The sequence below is a fragment of the Paraburkholderia sp. AV2 genome, from assembly GCF_054968425.1.
The window spans coordinates 1-17,408 of record NZ_JBANLK010000036.1 but is presented as its reverse complement, the minus strand read 5'-3'; the positions used below and the strand labels follow the sequence as shown (position 1 = coordinate 17,408).

13 protein-coding genes and 1 pseudogene are annotated in these 17,408 nt (G+C 66.6%); 8 read left to right on the top strand and 6 right to left on the bottom strand.

Annotated features, from left to right (window positions below; genetic code table 11):
* A partial coding sequence (locus V8683_RS22270; protein ID WP_462880676.1) for a pseudouridine synthase occupies window positions 1-1,154 on the top strand: 1,154 nt, incomplete at its 5' end.
* 104 nt (window positions 1,155-1,258) lie between these two features.
* On the opposite strand, the gene def is transcribed toward V8683_RS22270, so the two are convergent.
* From def to V8683_RS22245, 5 genes and pseudogenes are all read right to left on the bottom strand, one after another.
* A complete protein-coding gene (def, locus tag V8683_RS22265) occupies window positions 1,259-1,792 on the bottom strand; it encodes a peptide deformylase (RefSeq protein ID WP_411189735.1) in 534 nt (177 codons plus the stop codon).
* Entirely contained in the window at window positions 1,789-3,840 is a 2,052-nt protein-coding gene (gene ligA, locus V8683_RS22260; RefSeq protein ID WP_411189736.1) for an NAD-dependent DNA ligase LigA, read from the bottom strand. Before ligA ends, def begins: the two co-directional genes overlap by 4 nt.
* A 306-nt stretch (window positions 3,841-4,146) precedes the next feature.
* Window positions 4,147-5,415: a cell division protein ZipA C-terminal FtsZ-binding domain-containing protein gene (locus tag V8683_RS22255; protein WP_411189737.1), complete on the bottom strand. Its 1,269-nt coding sequence runs from the start codon at window positions 5,413-5,415 to the stop codon at window positions 4,147-4,149.
* 129 nt (window positions 5,416-5,544) lie between these two features.
* On the bottom strand, window positions 5,545-9,063 hold the full coding sequence (smc, locus tag V8683_RS22250; RefSeq protein ID WP_411189738.1) for a chromosome segregation protein SMC: 3,519 nt from the start codon (window positions 9,061-9,063) through the stop codon (window positions 5,545-5,547).
* Between the two features lie 167 nt (window positions 9,064-9,230).
* A pseudogene (locus V8683_RS22245) lies at window positions 9,231-10,175 on the bottom strand (DMT family transporter).
* 278 nt (window positions 10,176-10,453) lie between these two features.
* Between V8683_RS22245 and dapC the strand changes: the two are divergent.
* From dapC to cls, 6 genes are all read left to right on the top strand, one after another.
* On the top strand, window positions 10,454-11,677 hold the full coding sequence (gene dapC, locus V8683_RS22240) for a succinyldiaminopimelate transaminase (protein WP_411189739.1): 1,224 nt from the start codon (window positions 10,454-10,456) through the stop codon (window positions 11,675-11,677).
* A gap of 72 nt (window positions 11,678-11,749) precedes the next feature.
* A complete protein-coding gene (gene dapD, locus V8683_RS22235) occupies window positions 11,750-12,577 on the top strand; it encodes a 2,3,4,5-tetrahydropyridine-2,6-dicarboxylate N-succinyltransferase (protein WP_411189740.1) in 828 nt (275 codons plus the stop codon).
* On the top strand, window positions 12,577-12,942 hold the full coding sequence (locus tag V8683_RS22230; RefSeq protein WP_411189741.1) for an ArsC family reductase: 366 nt from the start codon (window positions 12,577-12,579) through the stop codon (window positions 12,940-12,942). Before dapD ends, V8683_RS22230 begins: the two co-directional genes overlap by 1 nt.
* Window positions 12,943-13,073: 131 nt before the next feature.
* Window positions 13,074-14,213, top strand: coding sequence for a succinyl-diaminopimelate desuccinylase (gene dapE, locus V8683_RS22225; RefSeq protein ID WP_411189742.1), 1,140 nt, complete (start codon window positions 13,074-13,076; stop codon window positions 14,211-14,213).
* Between the two features lie 36 nt (window positions 14,214-14,249).
* Window positions 14,250-15,134 (top strand): 50S ribosomal protein L3 N(5)-glutamine methyltransferase, encoded by an 885-nt coding sequence (prmB, locus tag V8683_RS22220; protein WP_411190556.1) that lies wholly within the window; start codon window positions 14,250-14,252, stop codon window positions 15,132-15,134.
* 32 nt (window positions 15,135-15,166) lie between these two features.
* Window positions 15,167-16,606, top strand: coding sequence for a cardiolipin synthase (cls, locus tag V8683_RS22215; RefSeq protein ID WP_411189743.1), 1,440 nt, complete (start codon window positions 15,167-15,169; stop codon window positions 16,604-16,606).
* 22 nt (window positions 16,607-16,628) lie between these two features.
* Here the strand turns inward: cls and V8683_RS22210 are convergent, their stop codons facing one another.
* A complete protein-coding gene (locus V8683_RS22210) occupies window positions 16,629-17,111 on the bottom strand; it encodes a glutathione peroxidase (protein ID WP_411189744.1) in 483 nt (160 codons plus the stop codon).
* A gap of 128 nt (window positions 17,112-17,239) precedes the next feature.
* Between V8683_RS22210 and V8683_RS22205 the strand changes: the two genes are divergently transcribed.
* Window positions 17,240-17,408 (top strand): ATP-binding cassette domain-containing protein (locus V8683_RS22205; RefSeq protein ID WP_462880677.1); only part of this gene is annotated, 169 nt, incomplete at its 3' end.

The window sequence follows — 17,408 nt, the reverse complement described above, 5'->3', positions numbered from 1 at the left end:
GTTATGGCGAAGAACGCCGCCCGGCGCGCCCGCGTAGTGAAGGCGCAGACGACCGCAAGCGCCCGTTCGCCGACCGCAAGCCAGCCGGTGCGGCCCCGCGCCGCGAATTCGGCAATGCCGAGGGCCGCCGCCCGCGCGACGACCGTGGCGCGCCGCAAGGCCCACGTCGAGCGCCAGAAGAGCGCGGCTACGCTCGGCCGGCGAAAGCATCCCACGGCGAGCGCGACGCCGCTGCCCCCCAGCGCCGGACCCCGGGCGATCGCACGGGTGAGACGCCGCGACCGCGCCGCAGCGGCGAAGACGCACCGGTGCGCAAGATCGCGACGCGCGTGAAGCAGAACACTGCCCACGCGGAACCGGCGCCGCGCCGCGCCGCGCACGAGGGCGAAGACGCCGCCGGCTCGCTGCGCCTCTCGAAACGCATGTCGGAGCTGGGCCTGTGCTCGCGCCGCGAGGCCGACGAGTGGATCGAGAAGGGCTGGGTGTTCGTCGATGGCGAGCGCATCGATACGCTCGGCTCGAAGGTCACACCCGACCAGCACATCGAGATCGACCCGGCCGCGCGCGCCGCGCAGGCCCGCCAGGTGACGATCCTCCTGCACAAGCCCGTGGGCTACGTATCGGGCCAGGCCGAGGACGGCTATGCGCCGGCGGCCACGCTGGTCACGGCGGAGAATCACTGGGAAGGCGACCGCTCGGGCGTCCGCTTCTCGCCGCTGCACCTGCGCACGCTCGCGCCGGCGGGCCGCCTCGACATCGACTCGACTGGCCTCCTCGTGCTGACCCAGGACGGCCGCGTGGCGAAGCAGTTGATCGGCGAGCAATCGGACGTCGACAAGGAATACCTCGTGCGCGTGACGTACGGCGACCACGAAGCCGAGATCGATCAGCACTTCCCCGCCGAGCTCCTCGCGAAGCTGCGCCATGGCTTGTCGCTCGACGACGTACCGCTCAAGCCCGCGATGGTGAGCTGGCAGAACGGCGAGCAGTTGCGCTTCGTGCTGCGTGAAGGCAAGAAGCGGCAGATCCGCCGCATGTGCGAACTGGTCGGCCTGAAGGTGGTGGGCCTGAAGCGCGTACGCATGGGCCACGTGCTGCTGGGGGCACTCCCGCAGGGCCAATGGCGCTATCTGACGCCCGACGAATCGTTCTGATCGCGGTTCTCGTCACGCACGGCGGTGCGCTTGCGCCGCCGCATCGCGTCAAGGAAAAACGGGAGCCGCTGGCTCCCGTTTTTCGCTTCTGGTTTCGTCCCGTCTCACTCGTCGCTGCCTGGATCGAGCTCCGGGAACAGGACTTCGGTAAAGCCGAATTTCGAGAAATCGGTAATCCGCATCGGATAGAGCTTGCCGATCAGGTGATCGCATTCGTGCTGGACCACGCGCGCATGGAAGCCCTCGGCAACACGCTCGACGGGCGTGCCGTACTGGTCGAAGCCGTTATAGCGGATCATCGAATAGCGGCTGACGGCGCCGCGCATGCCCGGCACCGAAAGACAGCCCTCCCAGCCCTCTTCCATATCGTGCGAGAGCGGATGGATGACCGGATTGATAAGCACCGTCTGCGGCACCTCGGGCGCTTCGGGATAACGCGCGTTGTGCTCGAAGCCGAAAATGACGACCTGCAGATCCACACCGATCTGCGGCGCGGCAAGGCCGGCGCCGTTCGCCGCATGCATCGTGTCGAACATGTCGGCGATCAGTTCGTGCAATTCGGGCGTATCGAAGTGATCGACCGGCCTGGCGATGCCAAGCAGCCGGGGATCGCCCATCCTGAGAATTTCGCGAATCATGTCGTGTGGCCCTCCAGGAGCTTGAGCATTCCATCTTCGTCGAGTACCGGCACGCCGAGTTCCTCGGCTTTCGCGAGTTTGCTGCCCGCTTCGGCACCCGCCACCACGTAATCGGTCTTCTTCGACACCGAACCGGCAACCTTCGCGCCGGCCGCCTCGAGCCGCTCCTTCGCCTCGTCGCGCGTGAGCGTGGGCAGCGTGCCGGTAAGCACTACCGTCTTGCCGGCCAGCACGCCCTGCGGCGCCTTCGGCGCGGGAGGCCCCTCGGGCCATCTGACCTTGCCCGCGGCGCGCAGTTGCTCGATCACGGTACGGTTATGTTCTTCAGCAAAGAACTGATGAATGGATTCGGCCACGATCGGGCCGACGTCGTTCACATCGAGCAGTTCCTCCTGTGACGCGCCCAGCAGCGCGTCGAGCGAACCGAAGTGCTTCGCGAGATCCTTCGCGGTGGATTCGCCGACATGGCGGATACCCAGCGCATAGATGAAGCGCGCGAACGTGGTCGATTTGGCCTTTTCGAGCGAATCGAGCAGGTTCTGCGCCGACTTGTCGGCCATGCGGTCCAGCGCGGCCAGCGTGCCGAAGCCAAGATTGAAGAGGTCTGCGGGCGTGCGCACAAGGTTCTGGTCGACGAGCTGGTCGATGATCTTTTCGCCGAGACCGTCGATATCGAGCGCGCGGCGCTGAGCGAAGTGCCAGAGCGCCTGCTTGCGCTGCGCGGGGCAGAATAGCCCCCCGGTACAGCGCGCAATGGCTTCGTCGGGCAGGCGCTCGATGCGCGAGCCGCAAACCGGACATTGTGTCGGCATCACGAATTCGCGCGCGTCCGCGGGGCGGCGCTCGAGCAGCGCGCCCACTACTTCCGGGATCACGTCGCCCGCGCGACGCACGATCACGGTGTCGCCGATACGGATGTCCTTGCGCCGGACCTCGTCCTCATTGTGCAGCGTGGCGTTCGTCACGGTAGCCCCGCCGACGAACACGGGTTCGAGACGCGCGACCGGCGTGATGGCCCCGGTGCGCCCAACCTGAACCTCGATCGCGAGCAGCTTCGTGAGCGCCTCCTGAGCCGGAAACTTGTGGGCGAGCGCAAATCGCGGTGCGCGCGAGACGAAGCCCAGCACGTCCTGCTCGTCGCGCCGATTGACCTTGTAGACCACACCGTCGATGTCGTACGGGAGGTTGTCACGCTTCTCGCCCACGGCGCGGAAAAACGCGAGCAGACCTTGCGCCCCGGTCACGACAGCACGCTCGTTGTTCACGGGCAGCCCGAGTTCGGCATACCAGTCGAGCAGCTCGCCATGCGTGGCCGGCATCGGCTCGCCTTCCAGCACGCCGATGCCGTAAGCGAAGAACGAGAGCGGCCGCTGGGCGGTGATTCTGGAATCGAGTTGACGCAGGCTGCCGGCCGCGGCGTTGCGCGGGTTGGCGAACTCCTTCTGCCCCGCTTCGCGCTGGCGCTCGTTCATACGTTCGAAGTCGCGGCGAAACATCAGCACCTCGCCGCGCACGTCCAGCACCTTCGGCACGCGCGGGCCCTTCAGACGCATCGGCAGCGAGCGGATCGTGCGGACGTTTTCCGTGACGTTCTCGCCGGTCGTGCCGTCGCCGCGCGTGGAAGCCTGGACGAACGCGCCGTCGACGTAGCGCAGCGAAATGGCGAGCCCGTCGAACTTGAGTTCGCACGCGTATTCGACGTCCGTCTTGCCGAGCGCTTCGGACACACGCTTGTCGAACGCGACGATGTCTTCCTCCTCGAAGCCGTTGTTCAGCGAAAGCATCGGCACGTCGTGCACGACTGGCTCGAACCCGGTCGCGACCTCGCCGCCTACGCGCTGCGTGGGCGAGTCGGAGATGACGAGTTCCGGATGATCGGCTTCGAGCTGCTGCAGCTCCTTGAACAACCGGTCGTACTCCGCGTCGGGCAGCTCCGGCTGGTCGAGCACGTAGTAGGCGTGATTCGCGCGTTCGAGTTCGGCGCGCAACCACGCCGCGCGTTGCGACGCTGGCGATTCATCGGAATGTCGGGCGGGCGTTCGGGCCATGCTGGGGTGGATCCGGGAATATTCGGAGTCAGATTATCGCAGGAAGCACAGCGCGTGACATCGGCCGAACGGCCAGCTTCGTACGCCGCCGCACGGCCTGCCGGGAGATCCTGGCTGAACGGCCAACGTTGGCCCCGCGGCGTTGACGGTACGCCGGCGGGCATGCGACCGTGAACGCGTCCCAATTGCGCACGAAGCATTCCCACCATGCATTTTCCAGTCCGAACTGAAACCGGCCGAAGCGCCGGTTCCACCGCCGTATCTTGCGCGCAACGCCCTTGCGGCGCAGCGCGGCACGCTCGCGCGTTACTGGCTGAAGAGCCGGCGCGTGGCCGGGGAGCCCGCCGGAATGCCGGCCTCTTCGAGTTTCGCGTAAAGCGTCATGAGCTGCTTGTCGATGGACTGCAGCACCGCTTCCGGCAGCGGCCGGCGCTGATCGTCCACCACGCGCCCGCCAATGCGCTCGGCCAGCGATTTCGCGTAGTCGCACATGAGCCGGAACGGCAGGATGTCCTCGTCGGCCACCGGCACGTCGAGAACGAGCGTGATCATCTGACCGCCCTTGTACGTGAGGTCGTCGCGCAGGAAGTTGGTGTCGCCGAACTGCAGCATGAACACCGGGCTCTGCTTCGCGTCGAGCTTCACGAAGCGCGTGCCGTCGCGCGAAAGCAGCAGGCCGTCCTGCGCCGCCACGGCCTGTACGTAGTTCGCCGACCACGGCGCACCGTCCGACATCACGTTGATCGAGAGTTGCGCGTCGCATTGCGCGGCGAAGCCGTCGAGTTCGCGCGCCATTGCGACGGTCTCCATCATGTCCGGGAACTCGGGCGCGGCGTCGATCGCGTCGGCGAACTGTTGCACGCCCGTCACGAACTCCGAGAACTCCAGTTCGTTAAGCGGGCCGTTGCGATTCGCGAGTTGCGCCGCTGCGCGCAGTTCTTCGTAGCGCACGCCGTTTTGCAGCAGTTCCCAGCCGTCGCCGTTTTCGGGCTTGCCTTCGATATGCACAGGCTTGCTGCCCGCACGGCGCAGGCGCTGCGCGTGGGGTATAACGCGCTCGCCGGCCAGCGGCGCGCCAAGCCGGATGGGCACGATGCAGTCGATACGGCGATCGACCACGGCGGGCGGCGCCGCGGAGATCGTCGTTGCGGCGGGCAGCACGGGCTCGACGCGTTCGGCCTCGTCGGTCCGACCGGCCGCCGCGGTCTCGGCAGCAGGCTCCGGGGACTCAGCCCCGGATTGCGGCTGATCTTCAGGAAAACCGTTCGGCGTCGTGGTTTCGGCCTGGATGTCGGCCGGGGTATCGAGCGGTGCGGCCGTGCCGAAACCCGGTTCGACGCGCTCCTCCGCCACCCCGCCCGCGAGCGAGGGTTCGCGCCGCGACGGTGCGCGGGCCGGTTCGATGAACGGGCTCGGCTCTTCGAGGTCGTCGCGCGGCGACAGATCGGCCGTTTCCTCGGGCATCGGGCGCGGCATGCGCCGGCGCACCCTCGCACCCTGCCACGCGTTGTAGACCACCACGCCCCCGACCACCACGGCGCCCGCGCCGATCAACCCGAGAGTCAACTCGTCCATGCATGCTCCATCAGCAATTCTTGTTCAGCGGCGCGCGAGACAAACGTGCGCCGCATGCGTTGCATTCGCCACACGCGCCGCGGCTGCCCTGTTTTCCGGCGCCCCCGGCCGCGCGTCGCGCGCCCTCGTTCAAGCCGTATTCTGTGCGAATCCCGCGGCCGTTTCCATGTCGACTGCGACGATACGCGAGACGCCCTGCTCCTGCATCGTCACGCCGATCAGTTGCTGGGCCATTTCCATCGCAATCTTGTTGTGCGAAATGAACAGGAACTGCGTCTTGTCCGACATCGCGCGCACGAGGTTCGCGAAGCGTTCCGTATTCGCGTCGTCGAGCGGCGCATCCACCTCGTCGAGCAGACAGAACGGCGCAGGATTCAGTTGGAACATCGCAAACACCAGCGCGGTCGCCGTAAGCGCTTTCTCGCCGCCCGAGAGCAGGTGAATCGTCGAGTTCTTCTTGCCGGGAGGCTGCGCCATGACCTGCACGCCGGCGTCGAGAATCTCGTCGCCGGTCATGATGAGCTTCGCCTGGCCGCCGCCGAACAGACGCGGGAAAAGCTCGCCGAAGTGGCGGTTCACCTCGTCGAACGTGCCCTGGAGCAGCGTGCGCGTTTCCTGATCGATCTTGCGGATCGCGTCTTCGAGCGTCTCGATGGCGCTCGTGAGGTCGGCGGACTGCGCATCGAGGAAGGTCTTGCGCTCCTTCGCCGCGGCCAGCTCGTCGAGCGCAGCCATGTTCACCGGGCCGAGCGCCGCGATCGCGTTGTTGATGCGCGTAACTTCCCCCTGCAGATAAGCCGGCTTCATGTCCGCCGTGAGCCTGGCCTGCAGTTCCGCTTCGTCGACGCCCGCCGCCTGCAGTTGTTCGACGAACTGCTCGCCGTTGATGCGCGCGGCCTGCTCCTTCAACTGCAGTTCCGTAATACGGTCGCGCAGCGGCTGCAGCGCGCGCTCGGCGGTAAGGCGCATTTCGTCCGCCTGGCGCAGCTTCGCGCTCAGGTCGTCCAGTTCGGCGCGCGCCGCGCGCAGCAGCGCTTCCTTCTCCGCACGCACTTCCAGCGCATCCTGCAGCCCCGTGTGGGCCGTCTGCTCGTTGATGGTTTCGAGTTCCGCGCGCGCGTCTTCGAGCGATGCCGCCACGCGCTCGCTTTGATCGTGCGCCACCTGGATATTGCGGCGCAGCTCTTCGATCCGGTTCGCCATGTTGCGCGCGGCAAAGCGCGCGTCGCCCGCGGCACGCTCGAGGTCGCGCGCTTCATTGCGCGCCGCAGCCAGCGCCTCGTCGAGCGATTCGAACGCCAACTGGTTGTCCTCGAAGCACGCCTGCAGTTCGGCCAGCTCGACGTCTTGGCGCTCGAAGTTCGCTTCGGAATCCGCACGCAGCGCACGCTGCTCGTCGATCTGTGCGGCGATCTCTTCGAGTTCCTCGCGAATCTGCGTGTTGCGCGCCGTGTAGCGCTCGTGCGCCTGCGTGAGCTTCAGCACCTCCATCTGCAACGCGTGCACGCGTTGCGTGGCGCGCTCGGCCTGTTGACGCACTTCCGTGAGCGCCTGCGCCGCCTGCGTATGCGCTGCTTCCGCGCGAATCGCGGCGGTGCGCGCTTCGTCGGCGAGCAGCGCCTGCGCACGCACCTGGCGCGCGAGGTTCTCGATCTCCTGCTGACGCGCCAGCATGCCGGCCTGTTCGGAATCGGCGGCATAGAGCTGAACGCCTACGCGCGTCACCATATGGCCGGATTTGACGACGAAGACGCCGCCCGACGGCAATTGCGCGCGCTGCGCCAGTGCCTCGGCCAGATCCGTTGCGATGAAGGTCGAACCGAGCCACTCGGTCAGCACGGCGCGCAGACCGGCGTCGTCGATGCGCACGAGCGACAGCAGCGACGTAAAGCCCGCCGGTACCGGCGCCGTCTGGCCTACGGCCGGCGGCGCGTAGAACGCCAGCTTGGCCGGGGGTGCGTCGCTCGCGAATGCCTTCACCCAGTCGAGGTTCGACACTTCGAGCGCGGCGAGACGCTCGCGCAGCAGGGCTTCGAGCGCCGTTTCCCAGCCGGCCTCGACATGCAGCTTCTTCCACAGACGCGGCAGTGCGCCGAGTTCGTGCTTGTCGAGCCATGGCTGGATCTTGCCTTCGGTCTGAACGTTCTCCTGCAGTTGCTTGAGCGCCGCGAGACGCGCCTCGAACTGGTGAATCTGCGCGCTCTCGGCCTGCACGCGCTCCTGCGCGGCGCGGCGTTCGCCATCGAGACGAGGCAGCGCCTCCTGGGCCTCGGCGAGACGATCCTGCGCGTCGCGCAGGACTTCCTCCTGTTCCGCGAGCTGCATGCGCTGCTCTTCGAGCTGCGCTTCGTCCGGGGCGTCGAGTCCGCCCTTTTCGGCTTTCAGGCGCTCCTCACGCTGCTGGAGCTGCTGGAGCATCTGATCGGCGTTGCGCTGATGCGCGGCCTCGAGCTTCAACGCCTGCTCGGTGCGGGCAATGCCCGCGCGTTCTTCGTTGAGCTGACCTTGCGCGTCGCGCCAGCGCGTCTCCAGTGCCGGCAGCGCTTCCTGCTTCGCCGCCGCCTCTTCCTCGGCCACGGCCGCCTTTTCCTCGGCGATGGCCAGTTGCTCTTCGGCTTCTTCGAGGTCGCCCTGGGCCTTCTGCGCCTGCGACTGCCACTGCTCGCGCTGCGCGGTGAGCGCGGCGATCTGCGCCTGCACCCGGTTGCGCGACTCGACGATGAACTTGATCTCGGCTTCGAGACGGCTCACTTCGGCATTCGCTTCGTAGAGTGCGCCCTGCGCACCCTGCATCGCGTCGCTTGCCGAATAGTGCGCGACGCGCAGTGTTTCGAGCTGCGCCTCCACTTCGCGCAGTTGCGCGGTGTGGCGTTCGAGATCGATCTGGGCCTGCTCGATGGCGCGCTGCTGGCGCTCCTGTTCGCTCCTCGCCTCGTTCTTGCGCAACAGCCACAAAAGGCGCTGCTTCTCTTCGCCTTCGCTTTGCAGCTCGCGGAACTTCGTTGCGACGATGGCCTGGCCTTCGAGCTTCTCGAGGTTCGTCGAGAGCTCGCGCACGATGTCCTCCACGCGCGTGAGATTCTCACGCGTGTCGTGCAGGCGGTTCTCGGTCTCGCGGCGGCGCTCCTTGTACTTCGAAACACCAGCCGCCTCTTCGAGGAACACGCGCAGCTCTTCGGGCTTCGCTTCGATGATGCGCGCGATCATGCCCTGGCCGATGATCGCGTAGGCGCGCGGCCCAAGGCCCGTGCCGAGGAAGATGTCCTGGATGTCGCGGCGGCGCGCCGGCAGGTTGTTGATGTAGTAGCTCGACGTGCCGTCGCGCGTCAGCACGCGCTTGACAGCGATCTCGGCATACTGGCCCCACTGCCCGGCCGCCCGGCCGTCCGCATTGTCGAACACCAGCTCGACGCTCGCGCGGCTGCCCGGCTTGCGCGCAGTCGAGCCGTTGAAGATGACGTCCTGCATCGACTCGCCGCGCAGCTCGGAGGCACGGGACTCGCCGAGCACCCAGCGCACTGCATCGATGATGTTGGATTTGCCACAGCCATTCGGCCCGACCACCCCAACCAGCTGGCCCGGAACCTGGAAATGCGTGGGATCGACGAAGGATTTGAAGCCAGCGAGTTTAATCGAGGTCAGACGCACGGCGATATCGCTGTTGGAATAGGGAGAGTGAACGGGACCGCCCGTGGCGCATGCCGCGCACCGGCTTCATCGCACGGTGCGGCACGGCAGCGGGGCACACGAGGCAGCCGCCACGGCTCGCCACACGACACTCTCCGTGTGCGCCGTGGGGCGAGAATCAGCGGCAATCATACCATCGCGCGGGCGGCATTCCGCCGGGCGGCATCCTGCTTGCCGCGCGAGCGGTGCATCCAGCTCGACAGGAGCGAAGCCAGCACGATGCAGCCGCCGCCGGCCCATTCGCGGGGCCCCGGCGTCTCGCCCGCGAGCGCCCAGGAACTCAGGGCGGTCACGACGATCTCGAACAACATGACGATCGATGCCCGGTTGGCCGGCACGCGGGCAAGGCCGTACTGCACGAGCATGTTGTTCGATGCGAGCACGAGACCCAGCACCAGGGCAAGCAGCACCGCACGAACCAGCAGGCCGCCCGCGGGCACGGCCGTCATCGGCTCGAAAAACGTCGCCGCCGCGCCGAACAAGGCTGCGCCGCCGAAGATCACGGCCGTGCGCATTTCAGGCTTCATGTCGGGCAGCACACGGCTCGTCTTGAGCACGAGCACGTTGCTCATCGCGAACCCCATTCCCCCCGCAAGTCCAGCCCATTCGGCCGCATTGCCCGGCAGCGGCACGCCGAGCGCGGGCGACCACAGCATCAGCATCGCGCCCACCAGTGAAAGCGCGGCAAGCGCCGCGCCCGGCCAGGTCAGCCGCTCGCCCAGAATGAAGTGGGCGAAGAGCGCGGTCCACGCCGGGGTCAGATAGAAGAGCAACAGCACCCGCATCACTTCGCCGTGGATCGAGCCCCAGACGAAGCCCAGGTTCGTTACGCCGGCTGCGAGACCGAGCATCGGCAGCACTCAGTGCCAGCGCACCGTCGCAATGGAGCGCCAGCGCAGGAGCAGGACGAAGGCGCAACCGGCGGCGCTCGTCGCCGCGCTCGCGGCCGTCCCCGTCACGCCTAGCGCTGCGAGCATGCGCAGCGGATACCAGACGAAGCCCCAGACCGACGCGCCAATCATGATCGCGAGCGTCGGACCGCCCTTTTGCAGACTCTCCAGACTCCGGATCATGTGCCGGACCTCCGGCATGCCGGCTGCCTGGCCCGGCATCTCGCCGGACACGTCGAATTCGTCATCTCTCAATCTCGCTATTTTTTAAGCCCGGCGGCCTCGCAATGTCCGCCGCGCCCCTCGGCACCGCGCGGACATCGCCACGTTATAATCAAACGCTTGCAGCAGGCCCGCCGTGGGCGCCGCGGTACTCATGCCGGGCGGATCGCCTCCGGCGCGAACCCTACGTCGCCCGCGCGCTGCCCGCCCGTCCTTCGTCCACGCCCGTCCGACGCCAAGTGAATCCGTTACTCGATACCCTCCAGCCCTACCCCTTCGAAAAGCTCCGCGCCCTGTTCAAGGACGTCAAGCCGAAAGCCGGCCTGCGCCCCATCAGCTTCGGGATAGGCGAGCCGAAACACCCGACGCCCGCGCTGATCCGCGACGCGATCGTGGCTTCGCTCGACGGGCTCTCGGTCTATCCCGCGACGGCCGGCAACCCGGCGCTGCGCGAATCGATCGCGAACTGGGTGAAGGCGCGTTACGGCCTGCCCGCCGTCGACGCGAACACCGAGGTGCTGCCGGTCTGCGGCTCGCGCGAGGCGCTCTTCGCGCTCGCGCAGGCGGTGCTCGACCCGGCCGCCGGCGTGAAAGACCCGGCCAGACGGGCGATCGTACTCTGCCCGAACCCGTTCTACCAGATCTACGAAGGGGCCGCGCTGCTCGCGGGCGCCGAGCCCTACTTCGTGAACAGCGATCCGGCACGCAACTACGCGTGCGATTACTCGCAAGTGCCCGAGGACGTCTGGGCGCGCACGCAGTTGCTCTACGTGTGCTCGCCCGGCAATCCGACGGGTGCCGTGCTCACGCTCGAAGACTGGCGCGAACTCTTCGCGCTCTCCGACCGCTACGGCTTCGTGATTGCGTCCGACGAGTGCTACTCCGAAATCTATTTCGACGAAGCGAAGCCACCGCTCGGCGGCCTTGAAGCGGCGCACCAGCTCGGCCGCGACTTTACGCGCCTTGTCATGCTCTCGAGCCTCTCGAAGCGCTCGAACGCACCGGGCATGCGCTCGGGCTTCGTCGCGGGCGACGCCGCGATCCTCAAGCAATTCCTGCTCTACCGAACCTACCACGGCTCGGCGCTGTCACCGGTCTGGCAGGCCGCGAGCATCGCCGCATGGAACGACGAGATCCACGTGCGCGAGAACCGCGCAAAGTACGTGCAGAAGTTTGCAACAGTCACGCCCATGCTCACCGAAGTGCTCGACGTGCGCCTGCCCGACGCCGCGTTCTACCTCTGGGCCAACGTCGCGCGCACCGGCCTCACGGATACCGCGTTCGCCCAGCGCCTCCACGCCGACTATAATGTGACGGTTCTGCCGGGTTCGTATCTGGCCCGCACCGCGCACGGCGCGAATCCGGGCAAGGATTTCATCCGCATGGCGCTCGTCGCCGACGTCGAGGAGTGCATCGAGGGCGCACAACGCATCGTCGATTTCTGCCACTCGCTCAAGCAGTAAGCCAGACCATCGCAGCATGCGCATCGCGCGTGCTGCCGCTACCCTCTACCGAACTCACACGAAACCCTCACCATGTCACAGCAACTTCAGCAGATCATCGACACCGCCTGGGAAAACCGGGCCGACTTTTCGCCGAAGTCCGCCCCGAACGACGTGCGCGAAGCCGTCGCCCACGTGATCGCGGAACTGGACCGTGGCGCCCTGCGCTGCGCCGAGAAGAAGGACGGCGACTGGGTCGTCAACCAGTGGGTCAAGAAGGCCGTGCTGCTGTCGTTCCGCCTCGAAGACAACGTGCCGATGGCGGCCGGCGGCTATAGCCAGTTCTACGACAAGGTGCCCTCGAAGTTCGCCGGCTACACGGCCGAAGACTTCGCCGCGGGCGGCTTCCGCGTGGTGCCGCCGGCCATCGCGCGCCGCGGCTCGTTCATCGCGAAAAACGTCGTGCTGATGCCGTCGTACACCAACATCGGCGCCTACGTCGACGAAGGCACGATGGTCGACACGTGGGCGACCGTCGGCTCGTGCGCGCAGATCGGCAAGAACGTGCACCTCTCGGGCGGCGTGGGCATCGGCGGCGTGCTGGAGCCGCTGCAGGCCAACCCCGTCATCATCGAAGACAACTGCTTCATCGGCGCGCGCTCGGAAGTCGTGGAAGGCGTGATCGTCGAAGAGAACTCGGTCATCTCGATGGGCGTGTATCTCGGCCAGAGCACCAAGATTTACGACCGCGAAACCGGCGAAGTCTCGTACGGCCGCATTCCGGCAGGCTCGGTCGTAGTCGCCGGCAATCTGCCCTCGAAGGACGGCTCGCACAGCCTCTACTGCGCCGTGATCGTCAAGAAGGTCGATGCGAAGACGCGCGCGAAGGTCGGCCTGAACGAGCTGCTGCGAGGCGACTGATGGCGAGGGCCGCGAAGACCGTCGTTTACGGCATTCCGAACTGCGACACCGTGAAAAAGGCCCGCGTGTGGCTCGAAGAGCATGGCGTCGAGTTCGAGTTCCACGACTTCAAGAAGGCAGGCGTGTCGAATGCGCTGGTCCAGGACTGGCTGAAGGACGTGCCGCTCGACCAGCTCATCAACAAGCGCGGCACGACGTGGCGCGGCCTGTCCGACGTGCACAAGGCCGAAGCCGACACGACCGCCGGCGCGATCGCGCTGATGATCCACAAGCCGTCGATCATCAAGCGCCCCGTCGTCGTGGTGAATGGCCGTGTGAAGACGCTCGGCTTTTCCGCCGACCAGTACGAAATGCTGTTTGCCTGAGGCTATTTGCCTGAACGCCGCGCGCGCCCGAAAAACGCTTGCCGCGGATCGGGCGCAAACTGGCATCACAAGCTGTTGCCGGCCCCTGATTCGTCAGCGGCGCCGGCATTTTTATTGAAAGTGGCCCAACCATGTCCGGTACCCTCGCCCTTACCGAAGCCCTGATTGCCCGCGCGTCCGTAACGCCCGACGACCAGCACTGCCAGCGCATCATGACCGAGCGCCTCGCGCCGCTCGGCTTCACGTGCGAGACGATCGAATCGCACGGCGTCACGAACCTGTGGGCCGTCAAGCGCGGCGCCGCCGGCACCGACGGTCCGCTGCTCGCGTTCGCGGGCCACACCGACGTCGTGCCGACCGGCCCGCTCGAACAATGGCAGTCGCCGCCGTTCGAGCCGACCCATCGTGACGGCAAGCTCTACGGGCGCGGCGCCGCCGACATGAAGACGTCGCTCGCCGCGTTCGTCGTGGCCACGGAAGAGTTCGTCGCGGCCCACCCGCAGCATCGCGGCGCGATCGCGTTCCTGATCACGAGCGACGAGGAAGGCCCCGCCACCGACGGCACCGTGAAAGTCGTCGAGGCGCTGCAGCAACGCGGCGAGAAGCTCGACTACTGCATCGTCGGCGAACCGACCTCGACGCACGTGCTCGGCGACTGCGTGAAGAACGGCCGCCGCGGCTCGATGTCGGGCAAGCTGATCGTCAAAGGCGTGCAGGGGCACATCGCGTATCCGCATCTCGCGAAGAACCCGGTGCACCTGCTGGCGCCGGCGCTGGCCGAACTCGTCGCCGAAAAGTGGGACGACGGCAATGAATACTTCCCGCCCACCACGTGGCAGGTGTCGAACCTGCACAGCGGCACCGGCGCGAGCAACGTGATTCCGGGCCACGCCGACGTGCAGTTCAACTTCCGCTTCTCGACCGCGAGCACGGTGGAAGGCCTGCAGCAGCGCGTGCACGCGATCCTCGACAAGCACGGTCTCGACTACGACCTGCACTGGAGCGTGAGCGGCCTGCCGTTCCTCACCCCGCGCGGCGGCCTCTCGAACGCGCTCGAAAAGGCGATCCTCGACGAGACCGGCGTCACGACCGAGCTCTCGACCACGGGTGGCACCTCCGACGGCCGCTTCATCGCGCGCATCTGCCCGCAAGTCGTGGAATTCGGACCGCCCAACGGCACTATCCACAAGATCGATGAGCATATCGAAGTGAAGTTCGTCGAACCGCTCAAGAACGTGTACCGCCGCGTGCTCGAACAACTGATCGCCTGAAACCGCCCGCCGGAGTCTTCCACCATGCCCCATCCGCTGACGACCACCTTCTCGACCGTGCGCGACCTGCTGCGCTACGCCGTCACGCGTTTCACGAGCGCCCAGTTGGCCTTCGGCCACGGCTCGACCAACGCCTACGACGAAGCCGCCTACCTGATCCTGCACACGCTGCATCTGCCGCTCGACCTGCTGGACCCGTTCCTCGACGCCCGGCTCACGAGCGAAGAAGTCGATACGGTGCTCGCCGTGATCGAGCGCCGCGCCACCGAACGCGTGCCGGCCGCCTACCTCACGAAGGAAGCCTGGATGCACGGCCTGCGCTTCTACGTGGACGAGCGCGTGATCGTGCCGCGTTCGTTCATCGGCGAACTGCTCGAAGACGGCCTGCAGCCCTATGTCGAAGATCCCGAACAGGTGGGCGCGGTGCTCGAACTGTGCACGGGGTCGGCCAGCCTCGCGATCCTCGCCGCGCATGCGTTCCCGAACGCCGACATCGACGCCGTCGATCTCTCGGCGCCGGCGCTCGAAGTGGCGCGGCGCAACGTGCAGGAGCATGGCCTCGACGATCAGATCGCGCTCTTCGAAGGCGACCTCTTCGCGCCGCTGCCCGAGCGCCGTTACGACGTGATCATTACGAACCCGCCGTACGTGAACGCCGAATCGATGCAGGCGCTGCCGCCCGAATACCGCCACGAGCCGGAAATGGCGCTGGCCGGCGGTGCGGACGGCATGGACATCGTGCGTCGCATCATCGGACAGGCGCGCAACTGGCTGACCGACGAAGGCGTGCTCGTGGTCGAGATCGGCAACGAACGGGCGAACGTCGAGGCGGTGTTCGGCGGCCTCGACCTCGTCTGGCTCTCGACCAGCGCGGGCGACGATCAGGTATTCCTGATCCAGGCGGCCGATCTGCCGGTCTGACTGTCGCGGATTAACGGCACGCGCGCGTTCCTATGCGATTCGACTGGTCACAACTCGGCCCCCTGCTCGCGGTCATCCACCTGCTTGGACTCGCCGCGGCTTGCCACGCCATCATGAATACGCGCACCTCGCAGGGTGCGATCGCGTGGGCGGTCTCGCTCGCGACCATGCCGTATCTGACGCTGATCCCGTATCTGTTTCTCGGGCGCAGCAAGTTCGAGGGTTACGTCGACGCGCGGCGGCTGCGCAACGAGAACCTGCGCGAGCGCGCGCACGCCCCGGAGCGGGACAAGCCGCGCCATGACGGCGCCTCGCCCGATCACGAGCCCGGTGCGCGCATGATACGCACGATGGCGCACCTGGGCGGCCTGCCGCTCGCGCCCGGCAATTCGGTGCGCACGCTGGTCAACGGCGAGGCCACGTTCGGCGCGATCTTCGACGCCATCGAGCAGGCAAAGCACTACGTCATCGTACAGTTCTTCATCGTGCGCGACGACGCGCTCGGCAACATGCTGAAGGACACGCTCCTCCAGTGCACGGCGCGCGGCGTGCGCGCCTTCTTCCTCTACGACAGCATCGGCAGCTTCGATCTGCCCGCCAGCTACGTGCACGAGCTGCGCGCGGCCGGCGTGGTCGTGCACCCGTTCTCCACGAAGCGCCACTTCGTCAACCGTTTCCAGCTCAACTTCCGCAATCACCGCAAGATCGTCGTGGTGGACGGCGAACGCGCGTTCGTGGGCGGGCACAACGTGGGCGTCGAGTATCTGGGCGCAAAGCCGCCGCTCTCGCCGTGGCGCGACACGCACATCGAAGTGCGCGGTCCGGCCGTGGCCAACATCCAGTTCGTCTTCACCGAAGACTGGTACTGGGCCACCCAGGAGTTGCCGGGGTGCGAGCCGCCCGGCGTCGCGGCGCTGGACGACAACATGCCTTGCCTCGTCATGCCGACCGGCCCGGCCGACCGCCAGGAAACCTGCTCGCTCTTTTTCGTCGAGGCGATCAACGCCGCGCAACGGCGCCTCTGGATCACTACGCCCTACCTCGTGCCCGACGAAGCCGTGCTCTCCGCGCTGCGGCTCGCCGCGCTGCGTGGCGTGGACGTGCGCATCATGATCCCGAGCCGGCGCGATCACTATGTGGTGTTCGAGGCTTCGACGCTCTACGCCTTCGATGCGATCCGCGCGGGCATCCGCATCTTCCGCTACCAGCCGGGTTTCCTGCACCAGAAGGTCGTGCTGATCGACGACATGGCCGCGGCGATCGGCAGCGCGAATCTGGACAACCGATCGTTCCGCCTGAACTTCGAGATCATGGTGCTCACGGTCCACCGCGGGTTTGCCGCCGAGGTCGAAGCGATGCTCCTGCGCGACTTCGCGGAGACGGTCGAGATCGACCGCAGCGAGTACCGCAACGCGCCCTGGTGGCGCAAGATCGCGATGCATCTCGCGCGCCTGTTCGCGCCGATTCTCTAGCCGCGGCGGGTCAAGCCGCGCTCTACAGCAGTTTCTCGATGTCGGCCGCGATCGCCTCGGGCTTCGTGACCGGCGCGTAGCGCTTCACCACCTTGCCGTTGCGGTCCACGAGGAATTTCGTGAAGTTCCACTTGATCGCTTCGAGTCCGAGCAGGCCCGGCGCTTCGCCCGTGAGCCAACGATAGAGCGGATGCGCGTTCGCCCCGTTCACGTCGATCTTGTCGAACATCGGAAACGTGACGCCGTAGTTCTTCTCGCAAAAGCTGCCGATCTGCGCCGAATCGCCCGGCTCCTGCTTGCCGAACTGGTTGCAGGGAAAGCCCAGCACCGCGAGCCCGCGCGTGGCGTAGTCGTCGTAAAGCTTCTGCAGCCCCGTATATTGCGGCGTGAACCCGCAGTCGCTCGCCGTGTTGACGATGAGCAGCACCTTGCCTGCGTAGCTTTCGAGGCTCACCGGCGCGCCGCCACCCAGCGCCTGGGCCGAAAACGAATAGATCGAAGGCATCTGTGGTCTCCCATAGCAAAGCGCCAGTCTACGTGAGAAACAAAGCGCGACACACCCTGGCCTGACAGCCGATGCCGGCGCACGGGCCATGCAGTCTAAAATAGCGTTTTTCCCATGCTGGCGCCGCTGTGATCCGCTTCAATCAATTCAGTCTTGCCCGCGGCACCAAGCCGCTTTTCGAGCAAACCTCGTTCACGCTGAATCCCGGCGAAAAGGCCGGTCTCGTCGGCGCGAACGGTGCGGGCAAATCGACGCTGCTGCTGCAATCGCTGGCGCAGATCGCGGCAGAACGCCGCG

Coding starts and splice junctions, on each gene's coding strand:
- cls (WP_411189743.1), top strand. CDS start 15,167: ATGCGATTCGACTGGTCACAACTCGGCCCCCTGCTCGCGGTCATCCAC.
- V8683_RS22210 (WP_411189744.1), bottom strand. CDS start 17,111: ATGCCTTCGATCTATTCGTTTTCGGCCCAGGCGCTGGGTGGCGGCGCG.
- ligA (WP_411189736.1), bottom strand. CDS start 3,840: ATGGCCCGAACGCCCGCCCGACATTCCGATGAATCGCCAGCGTCGCAA.
- dapE (WP_411189742.1), top strand. CDS start 13,074: ATGTCCGGTACCCTCGCCCTTACCGAAGCCCTGATTGCCCGCGCGTCC.
- V8683_RS22255 (WP_411189737.1), bottom strand. CDS start 5,415: ATGGACGAGTTGACTCTCGGGTTGATCGGCGCGGGCGCCGTGGTGGTC.
- dapD (WP_411189740.1), top strand. CDS start 11,750: ATGTCACAGCAACTTCAGCAGATCATCGACACCGCCTGGGAAAACCGG.
- def (WP_411189735.1), bottom strand. CDS start 1,792: ATGATTCGCGAAATTCTCAGGATGGGCGATCCCCGGCTGCTTGGCATC.
- V8683_RS22230 (WP_411189741.1), top strand. CDS start 12,577: ATGGCGAGGGCCGCGAAGACCGTCGTTTACGGCATTCCGAACTGCGAC.